This window comes from Rhizobium sp. P1_C7 (assembly GCF_056406295.1).
The window spans coordinates 26,508-40,810 of record NZ_JBFUAL010000025.1 but is presented as its reverse complement, the minus strand read 5'-3'; the positions used below and the strand labels follow the sequence as shown (position 1 = coordinate 40,810).

At 61.9% G+C, this 14,303-nt stretch carries 14 protein-coding genes; 5 read left to right on the top strand and 9 right to left on the bottom strand.

Going from position 1 to position 14,303, the window contains the following annotated elements; translation table 11 throughout:
• Positions 1–15: 15 nt before the first annotated feature.
• The 5 genes from AC1D2R_RS27460 to AC1D2R_RS27440 all read left to right on the top strand — a co-directional run bounded on the left by AC1D2R_RS27460 (position 16) and on the right by AC1D2R_RS27440 (position 5,428).
• Positions 16–1,545, top strand: coding sequence for a tripartite tricarboxylate transporter permease (locus AC1D2R_RS27460; protein WP_477972352.1), 1,530 nt, complete (start codon positions 16–18; stop codon positions 1,543–1,545).
• 187 nt (positions 1,546–1,732) lie between these two features.
• Positions 1,733–3,148, top strand: coding sequence for an NAD(P)H-dependent oxidoreductase (locus AC1D2R_RS27455; protein ID WP_477972351.1), 1,416 nt, complete (start codon positions 1,733–1,735; stop codon positions 3,146–3,148).
• A gap of 65 nt (positions 3,149–3,213) precedes the next feature.
• Positions 3,214–3,903 carry an aspartate/glutamate racemase family protein gene (locus tag AC1D2R_RS27450; RefSeq protein WP_477972350.1) on the top strand — a complete coding sequence of 230 codons (690 nt, stop codon included), beginning with the start codon at positions 3,214–3,216 and terminating at the stop codon, positions 3,901–3,903.
• 3 nt (positions 3,904–3,906) lie between these two features.
• Positions 3,907–4,326 (top strand): class II aldolase/adducin family protein, encoded by a 420-nt coding sequence (locus AC1D2R_RS27445; protein WP_477972414.1) that lies wholly within the window; start codon positions 3,907–3,909, stop codon positions 4,324–4,326.
• A gap of 52 nt (positions 4,327–4,378) precedes the next feature.
• Complete coding sequence (locus tag AC1D2R_RS27440) at positions 4,379–5,428, top strand: AbrB family transcriptional regulator (RefSeq protein WP_477972348.1); 1,050 nt, start codon at positions 4,379–4,381, stop codon at positions 5,426–5,428.
• A 167-nt stretch (positions 5,429–5,595) separates the two neighbouring features.
• Here AC1D2R_RS27440 and AC1D2R_RS27435 read toward each other — a convergent pair whose 3' ends face one another.
• The 9 genes from AC1D2R_RS27435 to AC1D2R_RS27395 all read right to left on the bottom strand — a co-directional run bounded on the left by AC1D2R_RS27435 (position 5,596) and on the right by AC1D2R_RS27395 (position 14,264).
• Positions 5,596–6,423: a DMT family transporter gene (locus tag AC1D2R_RS27435; RefSeq protein ID WP_477972412.1), complete on the bottom strand. Its 828-nt coding sequence runs from the start codon at positions 6,421–6,423 to the stop codon at positions 5,596–5,598.
• 65 nt (positions 6,424–6,488) lie between these two features.
• Entirely contained in the window at positions 6,489–7,424 is a 936-nt protein-coding gene (locus AC1D2R_RS27430) for a succinylglutamate desuccinylase/aspartoacylase family protein (RefSeq protein ID WP_477972346.1), read from the bottom strand.
• Positions 7,425–7,427: 3 nt separating this feature from the next.
• Positions 7,428–7,946: a ribonuclease E activity regulator RraA gene (gene rraA, locus AC1D2R_RS27425; RefSeq protein ID WP_477972344.1), complete on the bottom strand. Its 519-nt coding sequence runs from the start codon at positions 7,944–7,946 to the stop codon at positions 7,428–7,430.
• Between the two features lie 10 nt (positions 7,947–7,956).
• Positions 7,957–8,907: an isoaspartyl peptidase/L-asparaginase family protein gene (locus AC1D2R_RS27420; protein WP_477972342.1), complete on the bottom strand. Its 951-nt coding sequence runs from the start codon at positions 8,905–8,907 to the stop codon at positions 7,957–7,959.
• Positions 8,908–8,922: 15 nt separating this feature from the next.
• On the bottom strand, positions 8,923–10,410 hold the full coding sequence (locus AC1D2R_RS27415; RefSeq protein ID WP_477972410.1) for a carboxypeptidase M32: 1,488 nt from the start codon (positions 10,408–10,410) through the stop codon (positions 8,923–8,925).
• Positions 10,411–10,433: 23 nt separating this feature from the next.
• Positions 10,434–11,477 carry an ABC transporter ATP-binding protein gene (locus AC1D2R_RS27410; RefSeq protein WP_477972340.1) on the bottom strand — a complete coding sequence of 348 codons (1,044 nt, stop codon included), beginning with the start codon at positions 11,475–11,477 and terminating at the stop codon, positions 10,434–10,436.
• A complete protein-coding gene (locus AC1D2R_RS27405) occupies positions 11,474–12,487 on the bottom strand; it encodes an ABC transporter ATP-binding protein (RefSeq protein WP_477972338.1) in 1,014 nt (337 codons plus the stop codon). The genes AC1D2R_RS27410 and AC1D2R_RS27405 overlap by 4 nt, the downstream gene beginning before the upstream one ends.
• On the bottom strand, positions 12,484–13,329 hold the full coding sequence (locus AC1D2R_RS27400; protein WP_477972336.1) for an ABC transporter permease: 846 nt from the start codon (positions 13,327–13,329) through the stop codon (positions 12,484–12,486). Before AC1D2R_RS27400 ends, AC1D2R_RS27405 begins: the two co-directional genes overlap by 4 nt.
• Positions 13,326–14,264: an ABC transporter permease gene (locus tag AC1D2R_RS27395; protein WP_477972334.1), complete on the bottom strand. Its 939-nt coding sequence runs from the start codon at positions 14,262–14,264 to the stop codon at positions 13,326–13,328. Before AC1D2R_RS27395 ends, AC1D2R_RS27400 begins: the two co-directional genes overlap by 4 nt.
• Positions 14,265–14,303: the final 39 nt, after the last annotated feature.

The window sequence follows — 14,303 nt, the reverse complement described above, 5'->3', positions numbered from 1 at the left end:
TGAAGGAAAAACGTCATGTTTGACACTTGGGGACTATTGTTCAATGGCCTCGTCGCGGCCTCCGATCCCTCGATGCTGCTGGCCATCCTGATCGGCTCGATCCTTGGCCTCTTTATCGGCGCTTTGCCGGGGCTGGGCCCGACCGCAGGGGTTGCGATCCTTCTACCGGTTGCGGTCGGGTTCGATGGAACGGCGGCGATTGCCGCACTCGGCGCCGTCTACTACGGCGCGCAATATGGCGGCGCGGTCACTGCCATCCTGCTTGGCATTCCGGGAGACGCCTCCGCCACCATGACCGTGCTGGATGGCTATCAGTTGGCAAGAAAGGGCAGAGCTGGGGCAGCACTCGGCATCAGCGTCGCTGCGTCCTTCATCGGAGGCTTGATCGGCCTGGTGCTATTGACAGCCTTCGCCACGACCATTGCCCGGGCCGCGATCGCCTTCGGCCCCGTCGAGATGACAGCGCTGATGGTTTTTGCTCTCTCGCTCGTCAGCGTTCTCGGAGGCAAGGACCCGGTGAAGGCCTTTGTCTCGCTCTTTCTCGGCCTGTGGATTGGCACCATCGGTCTCGACCCCATCGTCGGACTGCCGCGTTTCGATTTTAGCGACGTGCGCCTCTTCGATGGCATCGAATTCTCCATCCTGGCCGTGGGACTGTTCGGCCTGGCGGAGATGTACGGTTCGCCGCTCGAAACCGGCGACGACAGCAATATCGCGCGGTTCCGTTTCCGCGAACTCATCCCGCGCGCAAAAGATACGCTCAGCTGCTGGCGTGAATTGATCTCCGGCTCGCTGATCGGCTTCTTTGTCGGCGTTTTGCCCGGGGCAGGGGCAACTGCTGCGACGATGATCTCCTATGCTTTCGCCAAGCGCTTTTCCAGGACGCCCGAACTCTTCGGCAAGGGCGCGCTGGAAGGCGTGGCGGCACCGGAGGCGGCAAACAACAGTGCATCCTACGGCTCCATGATCCCGATGTTCGCACTCGGCATCCCTGGCTCCGGAACAACAGCCGTGCTGATGGGCGGCCTGCTGATGATCGGCCTGCAGCCTGGCCCGATGCTGTTCCAGACGCAATCCGATTTTGTCTGGACGATTTTCGGCAGCTTCTACATTGGCAACCTCGCGCTGGTGGCGATCACGATCTTGCTCACGCCGCTTCTGGCCGCCTGCGCATTCGTCAAACCCGGATATCTGTTCCCGGCCGTGATGGCGATCATCGTCTTCGGCATTTACTCGATCAACAATTCGATGTTCGAAGTGGCGCTGGCCATCGGTTTCGGTGTCGTCGGATATTTCATGATGAAGCTGGAATACCCGCCTGTACCGCTCGTGCTTGGAATGATCCTCGGGCCGATCCTGGAACGTGGTATTCGCCGGACGCTCGTCGCCTCTGACGGAAACGTCGGTGTCTTCTTCCAGAGCCCGATCGCGATCGTGATCTTCATCCTCAGCGCGGCGCTGTTCGTGGTTCCCTGGATACTCAATCGACGTGCCCGGGCCTTGGAGGACCTGTCCGGCCACGAGAAGCCCGAGACCAAGGCATGAACTGAAGCCTCGACGTCTTCACCGTGACGGGCAGACCCGCCCGTTTCTCGAAACCGGAACGGCAGGCGATCTCCGGATCGCCGCCGAAGGCCTCTCCTTGGCCAATGAATATGACTTCAAACACGCCGGGTGCCCAGATGACAGCCCGGCCGTCCCGAATTTCAATTTTACCGAGAGAGTCGACATTATGGTCTACCATCATCTCTACAAGAAATTTGCCAAGAAGAAGCACGTCAACGTCGGCATAATCGGTGCGGGAAATTATGGAACCGCCATTGCCACGCAGGATCCCCATACCCCTCTGATGTCGGTTGTCGCCGTCGCCGATATTTCATTGAGCGCTGCGAAGGCGGCCTATGAAAAAGCAGGCGTCGATCCGGCCATCGCTGTCTATTGCGAAACGGCAGTGGATGCGGACGCCCAGATCGCGCGCGGCAACCGGGTCTATACCGACCGCTGCGAGCTGATCGCCGAGATCGCCGCCGTCGATATTGTCTGCGAGAGCACTGGCGTGCCGGAAGCCAGCGCGAATTACGCCGTGAAGGCGATGGAGAACGGCAAGCATGTTGCGATGATCACAAAGGATTGCGATGTGGCTATCGGCCCGATCCTGAAGAAACTCGCGAAGGACGCTGGTGTCGTTTATACGCCGGTTGATGGCGACCAGCATGGCCTGCTCATCCAGCTGTACGAATGGGCGAAGTCGATCGGTCTGACGGTCATCAGCGGCGGCAAGGCAACGGATGGCGAGTTCATCTACGACGAACTCCAGGGCACGGTGACGATCAAGACCGACAAGAAGATCCACGCTCCCTCGGTCGCGACGATCACAGTGTCCGCGGAGGATCGCAAATATCTGGGCTCGATCCCGAAAGGACAAGCGGCCGAGTATATCGCCCACCGGGGCAAGATCCTTGCTGGCCTTCCACAACCGGGAGCCTACGATCTCTGCGAGATCACCATCGCGGCAAACTATACCGGTCTTTCGCCTGCCGTGGACACGCTCGTGCATGCGCCCCTGCGCATTACCGAAATCCCGGTTGCCTATTGCGAACGCAAGCATGGCGGCATTTTCGATAGGGCAGGGGTCATCGACCTCGCGACCTGCCTCAGGAGACCTGATGAATCAGGGCTTGGCGGCGGTGTCTTCCTCGTCGTCCGTTGTGACAACGCCTATTCGAACCATGTGCTGACCACCAAGGGCCAGATCGCTAACTATGACGACACGGCTGCCGTCATCTATCGGCCCTATCATCTCTGCGGTGTAGAAACGTCGAGCTCGATCCTGATGGCAGGCCTCCTCAACATCGACACCGGTTCGGATGACTACCTGCCGCGTTTTGATCTCATCAAGGTCGCCGCACGCAATATCACGGCGGGCGAGACCTTCGGCAATGACCACAATCCGCAGCTGACGGCCCGCATCGTGCCCGCAGTGCCGGTCGCGCCCGGGAAACTCGCCTGCGCGCATCTATTGACCGGCAACCGCGCCACGGTCGATATTCCGGCCGGAACATTGATCACCTACGATATGGTGGAGGAGCCCGAGGGTTCGATGCTCTGGAGCTTGAGAAGGCTTCAGGACAAGACGTTTCTCGGGTGACGATCGGCCCCCCGCCGGGCGGCTCCATCAATGCCCGGAGGTGAAAACGGTCTCAGGAGGCCAGGATGACTGCAAGACCCCGGATCGTGCTGCTCCACGCGACACCCGTCGCGATGGAGCCGATCCAGAAAGCTTTCAGCGCGCGCTGGAGCGAAGCGGAAACAGTGAATATTCTCGACGACGGGCTGACCGTCGACCGGGCGAAAGCTCATGACCTCTCCGAGGAAATGATCGAGCGGTTCGTGACCTTTGGTCGCTATGGCGCCGGCATGGGTGCGGACGGCATTCTCGTCACCTGCTCGGCCTTCGGTCCCGCAATCGACCGCATGATCGCCACCTTTTCCATTCCGGTCCTGAAGCCCAACGAAGCTATGTTTCGCGCAGCACTCGCGCTGGGGAGCAGTATTGGCATGCTGGCGACGTTTGCACCTGCAGTGGTGACGATGACGGCAGAGTTCGATGCTTTTGTCGCGGAGACCGGTTCGGCTGCCACACTCGATACGATCGTTGTCGACAAGGCGATCGATCTCCTGCGAAAGGGGGATGCCGACGCACATAACCGGCTGATCGCCGAAAGGGCGCCTGAAATGGCCGGTCACCACGCGGTTATGCTTGCGCATTTCTCGACATCGCGAGCGGCGGATCGGGTTCGTTCCGTTATCGACGCCCCCGTGCTGACTGCACCGGAAGCGGCCGTCGACCGGATGAGGGAACTGGTTCTCGGTGGCATTCGGTCGGAACAAGTGGGGGAATGATGGCTGGAGACCCACCGTCCAAGGAAGCGTTTTTTTCATCTGGCGGTATACCAGGAGAGGCCCCAAGCCGGGGCAATCGTTCATCTGCATTCTACCTATTCCGTTGCGGTTTCCTGCCTGTGTCAGGCGGACCCCGGAAACGTGCTGCCACCCCTGATCGCCTATCATGTCATGCGGGTCGGAGAACTGCCGCTTTTGCCCTACTGCCGCCCGGGAGACCGAAAGCTCGCCGGGGCCGTGCGCATCGCCGCCACGGAGCACCGTGCAATGCTGCTTGCGAATTACGGGCCGATTGTTTCAGGAAAAACATTGGCAGAGGCTGTCCATGCCTACGAGAACTGGAAGAGACGACGAAGCTCTTTTTCATCATCGCTGTTGACGTGCGAAGCAATCGACGAATTAAACACGGCGTTTGGAAGCTAGCCTCGAACATCCCCGGCATCCTTCTGGAAAACGATGTGAACTGCAGCAAGTCATGACATCATTGATCGGGCCCTTGAAATCGAGCGGCCGTCTCGTCCTGACGCTTACGCTTGCCGCGATCGGCGGATTTGCCATGTGGCGTTTCGGCCTGCCGCTGCCGTGGCTGCTGGGCGCGATGTTCGCAACGGGACTGGCGGCGCTGCTTCGCGCCCCGATGTCTGTTCCGCCCTTCGCCAGGCCCCCGATGACGGCAATGATCGGCGCGATGATCGGCGCCTCGTTTCACACCGGAATGTTCGATCATTGGGCGGAATGGCTGGTCCCGCTCCTTGGCCTCGTCGCCTTCATCGCGGTCGCGGGCGGCGCCTCCTATCTCTATTTCCGGCGGATCGCCGGTTTTGATCACGCAACGGCTTACTTCGCCGGCATGCCCGGTGGCGTGGTGGAGATGGTGATCCTCGGATCGGAACGCGGCGGCGACGAGAGGATGATCGCCCTTGTCCATTCCGCCCGCATTTTCCTCGTGGTCTTCTCCATTCCCTTTATCGTCTCATTGCTGTCCGGCGGTTCGCTCGGAACCGACAGCAAGGCGTTCGTGACATTTGCGTCCGTCGAATTGACCGATATCGGCTGGTTCGCAGGCTGCGTTATCGGCGGTTGCGCACTCGGGGCAGCCCTTCGCTTTCCCGCCCGCTATCTCACGGGCCCGCTCGCGATAAGCTCGGCCCTGCATTATTTCTCCGTCACCGATTTCGTGCTGCCGACCTCGGCGATCGCCTTTGCGCAGGTCGTTATAGGCGCATCAATTGGTAGTCGCTTTGCCAGCGCGTCGCCTGCCGCCATCCTCAGGGTCATGTTCCTGTCGGTCGGCTCCACTGTTCTTCTGCTCACCATTACAATGCTGTTTGCGTGCTCGATCTCTGCTGCGACGGACGTTCCGTTGGCTGCGCTTGTTCTTGCCTATTCACCGGGCGGCATCGCCGAGATGAGCCTTGTGGCTGTGGCACTTCATATCGAGGTCCCGTTCGTTGTGCTGCATCATATCGCTCGCGTTCTGATCGTTATCGCCGGCGCAACCGCTGCGTTTCGTCTAACCAAATAACAGATTGGCTTCCTACACAGCTGTCGCACCCAAATCTCCTGACATTGGTTTCGACCAACTCACGGCGCGACGGCATCGCGGGATGACATCGTCGAGATCGCCAAGTCGCGGGTACGGCGGAGCTGAACGCCGGCGTGCCATCGCGACCGACCGCAGGCTGCGCGCTACTATGCGAAAATGAGTGCCATCCCCAGCAGGACCGTTCCCGCGCCGATCCAGGCGCCCAACGCCGGCAGGTCTCGCGTGAGCATCCATATCATGGGGAGCACGAGAACAGGAGTGGTGGCGGATATCGTCGATACGATCCCGACGTGGCCACCGGACAGAGCGAATAGCAGGAGTGTCATACCSAGGGCCATCGACAGGAGGCCCGATATGGCAGTCGTTGCCACGCTTTGCCATGTAAGCCGTGCRTGTATTCTGTTGGCGAGCGGAAGCTGCGCAATGACCGCTAAGCAAACGGAGGACGCCCCTACACGCAACAGCGAGCCGAGCGCGGGATCGAAYCCCGCTTGCATAACGGGTCKGGCGAGGATTGAGCCGATGGCTTGCGCAAGGGCTGCGATCAGGCCGAGCCCTATTGCGATCGGCAGCGGCCCTTGGACGGCTTCCCAAGGGTGATGCCGGTTAGATCGCTTACCATAGAGGATGGCAATCATGACCCCAATGGTGACCAGTGCTATGCCGGACAGAGCGATCAACGAGATCGTCTCACCCAGAAAAACCCACCCAAGTACGGCGCTCATCGGCGCGTTCATCGCAAACAGCACGCCGGTGCGTCGTGGGCCCAGACGGTTCAGCACGCTATAGAGAATAGTGTCGCCAACGAAGATCCCTATATGTCCCGAAAGCACCAACGGCGCCCCATTGCCCAAGGATAGTTGCCTCCAGCTGCCGGTCAGCAGGACGTCGATCAACAGGACCAGCGACACGAATATCAGCTTCAGGAAATTGAAACGCTGATCTTTGTTGAAGGCGATCGGCTGGCTCTTCATGAGGGAGGCCGCGAAAACCGATGGCACGGGCAGCCTTACCTCTGACGAGTTCGGCCAGGTCCGGATTACGCGAATGCCAGTGGAGTACCGACGCCGAGTAAAGCCTCGCCCTCATTCACGCTGAGGCTGGAAAGGCGATAGACGATTTTGCCCGTCTTTTCCGATCGGACCGTCGCGAGCGACTTGCCGAAAACGTCTCGGATTTCGCCAAGCATTTGGCCTTCGGAGACTTCAGTGCCTACTTCATGTGCTGAATACCATAGTCCGGTCGCAGTCGCCGTCGGCACCCACATTGTCACGAATTCCGGATCTACCTGAGGCGCAGGCGCAACCGGCCGATCGAGCATGCCGATATGCTTCATGACCCGCTCGATGCCATCGGTCATCTGGCGAACGAGATCGTCGTTCCAGAGACCGTTGCCGCTGACTTCTGGCAGAATGCTCGGTACGCCCGCGCTCCAGGCACCCGCGGTCGAGTGGTTCGGCGACTGAGAAGCGATGGCGATGGGAATCCCGAAGGCAACCGCCATGGCGCGAGAAGCCTCGCTGTCCTGCGGATAGATGGTGAATGGCATCAGGGACTCGTCCAGATCGCCGCCATGCAGATCAAGATAGGCATCGATTTTCGTGTAGACCTCGAAGGTCAGCCAGTGCGCGAGCCGTTCGCTGAGCGTGCCATCGGCGCGGCCGGGAAACTGGCGGTTTAGGTTCTTGCCGTCCTCGGGCATGATGTAAATGCTGCGCTTGCGGAAACCCGTTCCGTTCAGGATCGGCATGACGACAAGTGTTCCTTTGATGTCCTCCGGCCGCATGGTCTGCATGCGCACGGCCGCCTCGATCGAGCAATATTCCGAAGCGTGAACGCCCGCCGTGATCAGCAGGCGGGGACCCGGTTCGCGTCCCTCGATGATCGTGAAGGGCAGTTCGACGCCGTCGATCGGCGTGACATAGCCGTGCTCGACGCGGGGTTTGCCGGTGCGGAACGAGGGTAGCTCTTTCAAGGTTTATTCCTCCGAAGTCGGTGAAGCGGGGTGAAGGTTTCCAATGTCGAGCGGCGTGGCGCTCGCAAGGACGCAGTCCTCGTCGGCATAAATCCAGTCGCCGGGATTGAATTGCATTCCACCGAAGGCGACGGCAACGTCGCGCTGCGACGGTCCGGGGCTCCAGCCGCGGCGGGCCGTGGTGCCGAGCGCCTTGACCCCGAGCGGCAGAGCATTGATGCCAAGGCTGTCGCGGATCGCGCCGTTGATGACGAGCCCGGCCCAGCCGCTTTCGGCGCCGATCGCGGCCAGCCGGTCGCCCATGACGCCGATGCGCAGCGATCCGCCCCCATCGACCATCAAAATCCGGCCCCGCCCCTGCTCGCTGAGCGCCACCAGCACCGGCGTATGATCCTCGAAGGTCGTCAGCGTAGAGCACTCACCGTAGAACGACATATGCTGACCGAAGGAACGGAACTGCAGTTCGCAGACCCTGAGTTGCGCATGGTAGGTGTCGTAGATATCGGCCGTGACGATGACCATGGGAAGAACCTCAGAGCGGAAGGGAGGTGATATCGGCATGGGTGCCGACGCTAAGGTGGCCGTCGGGTGTAATCCACCCCCGGAACATGCCTTCAGTGTTGAAAGGCGCGGTAACGTTGCCAGCCGCATCGATGGCAACGACACCGGCGCCGATGCCATGTCGGGCGAGATCGGTAAGAACCACGTGCCGGGCGGCTCCAGCAATCTTCTCATTCAGATAGGCGACCCGGCTCGCGATCTCGTGGCCGACCGCATGGCGGATGAAGAACTCTCCCGCCCCGGTGCCGGACACGGCGCAAACGCCGTCGCGCGCATACGTGCCGGCGCCGATGATCGGGCTGTCGCCGATCCGCCCCACGGGCTTGTTGTTGTAGCCGCCCGTGGACGTGGCCGCCGCGAGATGCCCGTTAACGTCGAGTGCGACCGCGCCGACCGTGCCGTGCTTTTCCGCTTCGCTTGCCGTGCGGCTGGTGCCTTCGCGGGCGCGTTGCTGGAGGGAGGCCAGTGCCTGCACACGCCGCTCGGTCGTGAAATAGCTCTGGTCGACCATCTCCAGGCCAGCGGCCTTGGCGAACGCGTCTGCAGCCGCGCCTGCGAGCATCACGGCGCCGCCGGCTTCGAGTAACGCGCGCGCCGCTCTGATTGGATTGCGCACATGCTGCACCAACGTAACCGCTCCCGCCGCAAGGTCGTCGCCGCGCATGATCGAAGCGTCGAGTTCATGTTCGCCCGCTGCGTTCAGCGCCGCGCCATGTCCGGCGTTGAAATGCCGCGAGTCCTCCATGACGACGACAGCCGCTTCGACGGCGTCAAACGCGGTACCCCCTCCCTTGAGAACCTGCCAGCCTGCCCGAAGCGCAGCGGCAAGGTCTTGACGGGCAGCCTCCCAGTCGGCCTCAGAAAGACCACTTATCGGCATGACGCCGCATCCACCGTGGATTGCAATCGCTGGTCCGGCCACGTGCGTTCTCTCCAGTTAGGCGGTCAGCGCCGCGACCTTTTCGGTGAGCTGTCGCACATAAGGCGCGATGTCGAGCGGACCGCCGATAACGCGTTCGAGCGTTTCGGCTGGCGACGAAGCGCGGCCGTGGCGGTAGATATTTTCCGTCAGCCAGTTCTTGAGCGGCGCATAGTCGCCCTGATCGAGGCCGGTCGCGATGTCCTGCTGCGTCACGGCGGCATCGAAGAACTGCGCGCCCATGATGTTACCGACCGTGTAGGTCGGGAAGCTGCCGACATAGCCGTGCGACCAGTGCACGTCCTGCAGCACGCCCAGCGTATCCGTTGGCACGTCGCGCCCGAGATAACGCTTCATCCGCTCGTTCCACATGGCCGGCAAATCCGCAACCTTGGCCTCGCCGGCCATCATCGCGGATTCGATTTCCGTGCGCAGGATGATGTGCAGGTCGTAGGTCAATTCATCGGCCTCGACCCGGATGAAATCCGGCCGTACCGTGTTGACCGACTGCCAGAACATCTCCGGCGTCACGTCGGAGAGCTGCTCGGGGAAGGCATCGCGCAGTTCGCCGAAATGCAGCTCCCAGAAGCGCCGCGAGCGGCCGACGCGGTTTTCCCAAAGGCGCGATTGCGACTCGTGCATGCCGAAGCTCGCGCCTGCGACCGCATAAAGATTGACGACGTCGGTCGCGAAGATCGTGCGGGTGATTTCAGGTGCGGCACCCTGCTCGTACATGCCGTGCCCGGCCTCGTGCCAAAGGGCGAACATGCCGCCCGGAAGCCAGGTCTCGCGGAAGCGGCTGGTGATGCGCACGTCGTTGCGGGTGAAGGAGATTTCGAAGGGATGCACGGTATCGTCCAGCCGGCCGCGCTGCAGGTCGTAGCCGAACTTCTCCGCCATCTTCATGCCGAACGCCTTCTGAGCGGCGACCGGGAAGGAGCGGGAGAGAAAATCCATGCGTGGCCGCGGCGCTGAGGTCGCCTTGTCGATCAGCGGGACCAGCGCCGCTTTCAGCGGCTCCAGCACGCCGTGCAACTGCTTCAGCGTCATGCCCGGTTCATAGAGCCCGAGCATTGCGTCGTAAGGATGTTCCTCGTAGCCGATCGCCTCGGCGATCTCGCGCTGCATGGCGAACATGCGCTCAAGGATCGGCGCATAGGCGGTAAAATCGTTGCGGGCGCGGGCATCGACCCAGGCGGAATGGGCGAGCGTCTTGAGCTCCGCCATCTCGGCGACGATCTTGGCCGGGATGCGTGACAGCGTGCCGATCTCCAGCTCGGCCTGCTGAAGGGCCCGCCGCGCGGTGGCGTCGCCGCTGCGCTCGACCTCCTCGCGCGCCGAAGCGATCGCCGCCTTCATGTCCTCGCCGGTCGCGAGGTCGCGGGCAAGCGACGTCAGCGTCGCTACCTGATTGCCACGGGTGACGATGCCGCCGGGCGGCATCTGGGTGCGGGCATCCCAGGCGAGAAGGTTGAGGACGCTGAGCAGGTCGTTTACTTGCGCCATACGGGTCTGGAAAAGGGCATATGTCATGAATTTGCTTTGTCTTCGCACAGGGTTTGGCTCGCGTCCGGCAAGCCGAACTCGGTGAGGTGGCAGGCGGTCTGATGATCCGGTCCGCAGGCTCGAAGCTGCGGCCGCTCGGCAAAACAGCGGTCGAACGCGAGCGGACAGCGCGTATTGAAAGGGCAGCCCTTGGGCGGGTTGATCGGGCTCGGCAATTCGCCCTGCGCCACGACGCGGGCGGTCCGCTGTCCGGGCTTCAGATCCGGCGCGGCGTCGAGCAGTGCCTTGGTGTAGGGCATGCGCGGTGCCGAAAACAGCGCCTCCGTCGGTCCGATTTCGACGATGCGGCCGAGATACATGACTGCGACCCGGTGCGAGATGTGCCGAACCAGGCGCAGGTCATGTGCGACGAAGACGACGGTCAGGTGAAGCTTTTCCTGAAGTTGGAGGAGCAGGTTCACGACCTGCGCCTGCACCGAAACATCAAGCGCCGAAACCAGTTCGTCGGCGACGAGCACCTCGGGCTCGACGGCGAGCGCCCGCGCAATGCCGATGCGTTGGCGCTGCCCGCCGGAGAATTCGTGCGGGTAGCGGTCGGCCGCATCGTCAGGAAGCCGCACGAGATCGAGCAGTTCCGCGATCCGCGCGCCGATTTCGGATTTGGGCCGCATCTTATGGACGCTGAGTGCCTCGCTCAGCACCTGGCTCACGGTCATGCGCGGGTTGAGCGAGGAATAGGGATCCTGGAAGATCATCTGGACGCGACGATTGAAATCGCGCCTCGCGGCTCCGTTGAAGGTCGCAACATCACTGCCAGCAAACAGTATCTTGCCCTCATCGCAGGTCAGCAGACGTACCAGTGCGCGAGCCAATGTCGACTTGCCACATCCCGACTCGCCGACGATGCCAAGTGTCTCACCGCGACGCAGCTCGAAGCTCACACCGTTCAGCGCATGCACGGCCGGCCCAGGCTGGCCCCGCAAGCGGCTTGAGAGGGACTGCGGTAGCGGAAAGCGTTTGGTGACCTCGTCGGCTCGGATCAGGACGTCGTTCGATTTCGTGCTCATGCCAGTAGCCCTCCGGCCGCAGCGACGCGATCATGATGATGGCAGGCAACAAGGCGTGCCGATCCGATCGCGCTGACGGCGGGGATGAACTCGCGACAGACATCAGTGGCAAAGGTACAACGCGGATTGAAGGCACAGCCGGGTGGAATGGCCGCGAGGCTCGGCGGCGTCCCTTCGATGGAAAGCAGCATGGTACGCTCCGCGCCGGCATGCGGCACCGAACCCAGTAGGCCGCGCGTATAGGCGTGATGGGGCTCGCCAAATACCGCGCCCACCGGACCGGCTTCGACAATACGGCCGGCATACATCACCGCCATGCGGTCACAGATCGACGCCACGACGCCGAGATCGTGCGTGACGAAGACGACCGACATGCCGAGTTCGTCTTTAAGCTCAAGGATGAGGCGCAGGATCTGGTCTTGAATGGTCACGTCGAGGGCGGTGGTGGGCTCGTCGGCGAGCAGCAGCTTGGGATTGCTTGCGAGACTGATCGCGATCATGGCGCGCTGGCGCATGCCCCCCGAGAACTGATGCGGATAGTCGTCGAGGCGACGACGCGCTTCGGGAATGCCGACCAGCTCCATCAGCTCGACGGCGCGACGACGGCGCGCAGCGCGGTCGAGCGGAGTGTGCGTTTTCAGATTTTCATCGATCTGCACACCCACAGACAGGACCGGATTGAGCGCGGTCATCGGTTCCTGGAAGATCATTCCGATCTCGCCACCGCGGATCTGGCGCATGTCCCGGTCGGGAAGCGCAACGAGGTTGCGCCCACGCCAAATCACTTGGCCAGCGACGGAGCCCGGCGCATGCACGAGCCGCATGATGGAGCGCAGTGTCACACTTTTTCCCGAGCCGGATTCGCCGACGAGACCAAGGACTTCGCCCGACATGACGTCGAAGCTGACATGATCGACGGCGGTGACGCGACCCTTCGCGGTGACGAAGGTTGTGGTCAGGTCTCTGACGGAGAGCGCGGCTTGTGGCGCTGTTGCGGTTCCAGCGTTCATTTGCGGGTCCTCAGGAGTTCAGCAAGACCGTCGCCGAGCAGGGAGAAGCCCAGGCCGGTGATGACGATGGCGATGCCTGGGAACACGGAGATCCACCACGCTGTGTCTATGAAATTCTTGCCATCGGCGATCAACACACCCCATTCCGAGGCTGGCGGCTGAGCGCCGAGACCTAGATAGCCGAGGCTCGACCCGAGCAGGATCGCCAATGCCATGTCGGTCATCCAGTAGACAATCGCGGGGGTTATGGAATTGGGCAGCAGGTGGCGGAAGATAATGCGTAGGGGATGGTAACCCATGACGCGGCCGGCATCGGCATAGTCGAGCCGCTTCTGCACCTTCACCTCGGCCGAAACCAAGCGGGCGTAGAACACCCAGTTTACTGCCCCGACGGCGATATACATATTGACCAGGCCGGGGCCAAGCACGGCGACGATGGCGATCACCAGCACCATGAACGGGAAGGTAACCACTGCATCGACGACGCGGCCGAAGATCACCTCCGTTATGCCGCCGGCATAGCCAACGAGCGCGCCGACCAGCACACCGATAACAATGGCAGGCAGCGTCGCGAAGATGGCGATCTGCAGATTAAGTCCATAGGCAGCGATGACCCGCGACAGCATATCTCTGCCGAAGCTGTCCGTTCCCATCAGGTGCTCCGCGCTCGGCGGAGCGAGAAGCGCATTGTAATCGAAGGCGTTCGGGTCGAAGGGCGAGACGAGTTGCGGGAAAAGGCCAAAAAAGAGGCTGACCAGCAGAATGGCGCTGCCGACAAGGAGCGTCGCTGGCAGCTTCATGCGCCGGATGCGGAGCGGTGTGGACGTGGCGGCGAGGCTCATCGCGAAATCCTCGGGTCCAGCGCTGCCTGGACGATGTCAGTGAGCAGGAAGGTCAGCGACACCAGGATGGCAAGCATGAGCGTCATGCCCTGCACAACCGGATAGTCGCGGCCGAAGATGCTGTCGATCATCAGTCGTCCCGCGCCGGGAACGGCGAAGACAGTCTCGGTAACGACCGCACCGCCGAGCAGCGTGCCTATCGACAGACCGAAGAGCGTCACCGTCGAGATCAGCGCATTGCGTAGCACATGGCGGATCAGGATCACCCGCGCCTTCAGCCCCTTCGCGCGGGCGAAGTCGACATACTCGGCACCGAGCACGCCGATGATAGCCGCACGCAGATTGCGCATCAGCACTGCGGACATACTAAGGGCCAAGGTCAAGGCCGGCAGGAAGAGGTGATAGACGTGGTCAAAGAAACCATCGCCATAGCCGCCGATGGGAAACAGGCGAAAGGTGGCCCCAAATAGCGTGAGGAGTAGAAGACCGAGATAAAACACAGGTGTCGACAGGCCCACCTGGAAGGCGCCGCGGATGACGGCGTCGGTTGCGGTGTCGTGGCGCAGCGCCGCGACAAAGGCGAGCGGCACGGCGAGCAGCAGTGAGATGCAGGCGGCCATCGCAGTGAGTAATAGCGTGACTGGCATGCGCTGCACGATCAGGTCGATGACGGGCACCTTGTTGGCAATGGAATTGCCCAGATCGCCCCTCGCAACCTCTCGCACGAAATAGAGGAACTGCACCGGAAGCGGGCGGTCGAGGCCAAGTTCCCGGTTGATGCGCGCCACATCGGAATCCAGCGCGCGATCGCCAAGCATGGCGCTTGCGGGATCGCCCGGGAGTAGATGCACCAGCGTGAACACCACAACCAGGATGATGAGCAATGTCGGGATGAGCTGTAACAATCGCCGACCGACATAGGAGAGCAGCGTCATGGTTGCGGACTCCACGGCAAGAAAACAAGACAGATGACG

Bases quoted from the DNA above. Each gene is read 5' to 3' on its own strand.
- AC1D2R_RS27460 (WP_477972352.1), top strand. From the start codon at position 16: ATGTTTGACACTTGGGGACTATTGTTCAATGGCCTCGTCGCGGCCTCC.
- AC1D2R_RS27455 (WP_477972351.1), top strand. From the start codon at position 1,733: ATGGTCTACCATCATCTCTACAAGAAATTTGCCAAGAAGAAGCACGTC.
- AC1D2R_RS27450 (WP_477972350.1), top strand. From the start codon at position 3,214: ATGACTGCAAGACCCCGGATCGTGCTGCTCCACGCGACACCCGTCGCG.
- AC1D2R_RS27440 (WP_477972348.1), top strand. From the start codon at position 4,379: ATGACATCATTGATCGGGCCCTTGAAATCGAGCGGCCGTCTCGTCCTG.
- rraA (WP_477972344.1), bottom strand. From the start codon at position 7,946: ATGGTCATCGTCACGGCCGATATCTACGACACCTACCATGCGCAACTC.
- AC1D2R_RS27415 (WP_477972410.1), bottom strand. From the start codon at position 10,410: ATGGCGCAAGTAAACGACCTGCTCAGCGTCCTCAACCTTCTCGCCTGG.
- AC1D2R_RS27410 (WP_477972340.1), bottom strand. From the start codon at position 11,477: ATGAGCACGAAATCGAACGACGTCCTGATCCGAGCCGACGAGGTCACC.
- AC1D2R_RS27405 (WP_477972338.1), bottom strand. From the start codon at position 12,487: ATGAACGCTGGAACCGCAACAGCGCCACAAGCCGCGCTCTCCGTCAGA.
- AC1D2R_RS27400 (WP_477972336.1), bottom strand. From the start codon at position 13,329: ATGAGCCTCGCCGCCACGTCCACACCGCTCCGCATCCGGCGCATGAAG.
- AC1D2R_RS27395 (WP_477972334.1), bottom strand. From the start codon at position 14,264: ATGACGCTGCTCTCCTATGTCGGTCGGCGATTGTTACAGCTCATCCCG.